Origin of the sequence: Mameliella sp. AT18, from assembly GCF_028807275.1 — a bacterium.
In the GTDB taxonomy this organism is placed as follows: domain Bacteria; phylum Pseudomonadota; class Alphaproteobacteria; order Rhodobacterales; family Rhodobacteraceae; genus Antarctobacter; species Antarctobacter albus.
Map to the genome: position 1 here is coordinate 1 of NZ_JARAMO010000172.1, position 2,528 is coordinate 2,528.

Sequence of the window (2,528 nt, forward strand, 5' to 3'; positions counted from 1 at the left end):
GGAGCGGCACCAGAGCGTGACAGGTCCAGGACGATATCGACGAGATCGTTCGCGCGGTGCGCTTCGATGGCTGGCAGGCCACCCATGCCGGCGAACGTGAGGTGAAGAAGGCGCTTCGGCAGACTCTCTTCAAGTACAAACTCCACCAGGACGCTGAACTGTTCAAGCGGGCCTACGGTTACATTCGGGAGCACTACTGAGCAATGGCTAGTAATGAGCGCACATTCACCGTCGCCACAGATGACACCGTGATTGCCATAGTTCCAATTGCTAGACGACAGCTCGTCGGCATCGCACTGGCAGACGAACTTTTGACATGTGCCGAAGACGCCGTTGACATTTGGAGGACCGTGGCATGACCACCCAGCATATCGAAAGCCAAGACATTTCGGTCGCTGGACTGTTTCAGTCATTCTACGCGGTTCCCGACTACCAGCGAGAGTATGTCTGGAGCACAGAGCAGGTCGAACAGCTACTGACCGATATTCTTGGCGAGATGACCGGCACAGATCCCGAGCACTCACCAGAGTACTTCATCGGAAGCATCGTTGTCTGCCCCGGACAGAGCGGACTGCTCGACCTTATCGATGGCCAGCAGCGGATGACGACACTCTACGTGACACTGTGCGCAATCCGAGACCGCCTCCTGGCGCTCGGTGCCGCCAACTCCGCCGTTCTCAATTCGCAGATCGCGGATGCGTCGATTGATGCGTCCGGAGACGAAGTCCGCCGCTATCGGCTCGACCTGCAATACGAGGACAGCGGCGACGCGCTGACAAGGCTTGCGGATGGTAAGGAAATCGACAGGACCGGGACACTGTCGATGAAGAACATCGCCAACGCACACCATGTCGTTACGAGGTTCCTGTCCAGCGAGTTCGGCGAGGATGCTGGCGCGCTTCGGCGCTTTTACGGCTATCTCTGCAACAAGGTGAAGCTGATCCGCATTCAGACCGAGGACGTCGCCAAGGCACTAAAGATCTTCGAGACGATCAACGATCGCGGCGTAGGTCTAAACTCGATGGACCTCTTGAAGAACCTGCTCTTCATGAAGGCCTCTGCGGGCCAGTTCAATCAGTTGAAGGGTACGTGGAAGGACCTGCAGGACACGATCTTCAACATGGGCGAGAAGCCGCTGCGCTTCCTGCGGTATTTCATATTCAGTCGGTTCGAAGTCGATGTGCTGCGCGAAGATGAGATCTACGGCTGGTTGTCGCGAAACGAGGCCAGAGCCGGGTATGGCTCCGATCCGGTCGGGTTCGCCCGGGAGCTCGTATCCGCGGCGAAAGCCTATCGCAATTTCCGTGAAGGGAAGGACGAGCGAGGGGTCGGAAACCGGTATCTCGAAAACATGCGACTGCTTGGCGGATCTGCGGCGCGCCAACACCTCATCCTTCTGCTCGCCGGGCGTCACCTGAGCAGCGATATCTTCGACAGGTTGGCGTCGGAAGTCGAGTCGCTGTTCTTCTGCTACGTGATTACCCGTGAACCGACGCGGAATTTCGAGCGGAACTTTGCGCGTTGGGGCACGGAATTGCGCTCCATTTCTTCCGCAGAGGAACTGGAGACGTTCATCAATCGGCGTTTTCTGAATGAAAAGATGAAGCTGTCGGTGCGTTTCGACGACGCCATGGGCCGCCTCTACTATGGGACGCTTCAGCAATACAGATTGAGATATGTTCTCGCGAAGCTGACACAGTATGTCGACCTCGCGGCGTACGGAGAGACAGAAGGCACCCGTTGGCTGCAATCCTACACCAGCGGTGGCTTCGAAATCGAGCACATCTTACCCCAGAAACCGGATGCGAAGGCAGCCGAGGAGTTTGGTCCGATCGAGGACCCACTGGTCTCGCAGCGTCTAGGGAACTTGGTGCTGGTTGAGAAATCGATCAACTCGTCGCTCGGCAATCGCGCCTACAGCGAGAAGCGGCCGATCTATCTCCAGTCGAGGCTGCTCCTCACGCGCGCGCTCTCGGAGCGGCCGCAGGTCGGCACAAATACTCGCATTGACCGCGCCGTGGCATCGATTGAGCCCTTCCCGACGTGGACGGAGCCCGATGTCCTGCAGCGGCAGCGTTGGCTGGCGGATCTGGCGCGCTCGGTCTGGCGGATACCGACGAGTTCTGCTGCACCCTCATGAAGCGGCTATTCGACCCCAACGAAAGTCTGTTTCGTCCCGCGATCCGGTCGTTTGGGCGCGTCGCACTGAACGCCCCCAATGGCGAATGTTCGATTTCCGTTCCATCTCGCCGAACGCCACTCCGGTCGAAGTTTTCAGGTCGCCCGTCAGGAAATCTCTTTGATTACAGATCTTTAAAGACAATTCACCAAATCAGCGAGGTCATCAGGTCCGGAGAAAAACCGGCCGAGAGAACGGATTTTGGGGCAGCCTCCGACACGGCAGTGTTTAGCCTAACCCGCAAACCCCTTTGAAAACACGGAAAAATCTCACGCGGCTCCAAGCCAGAGAACGCTTTCGCGGGGGCTAGTGGCGGAGACGAAGGGATTCGAACCCTCGAGACGGTTTC

General features: G+C 57.8%; 1 protein-coding gene. It reads left to right on the forward strand.

Going from position 1 to position 2,528, the window contains the following annotated elements; all coding sequences use genetic code 11:
- The first annotated feature begins 355 nt into the window (after positions 1-355).
- Positions 356-2,140: a DUF262 domain-containing protein gene (locus PVW46_RS15245; protein ID WP_069209689.1), complete on the forward strand. Its 1,785-nt coding sequence runs from the start codon at positions 356-358 to the stop codon at positions 2,138-2,140.
- Positions 2,141-2,528 lie beyond the last annotated feature (388 nt).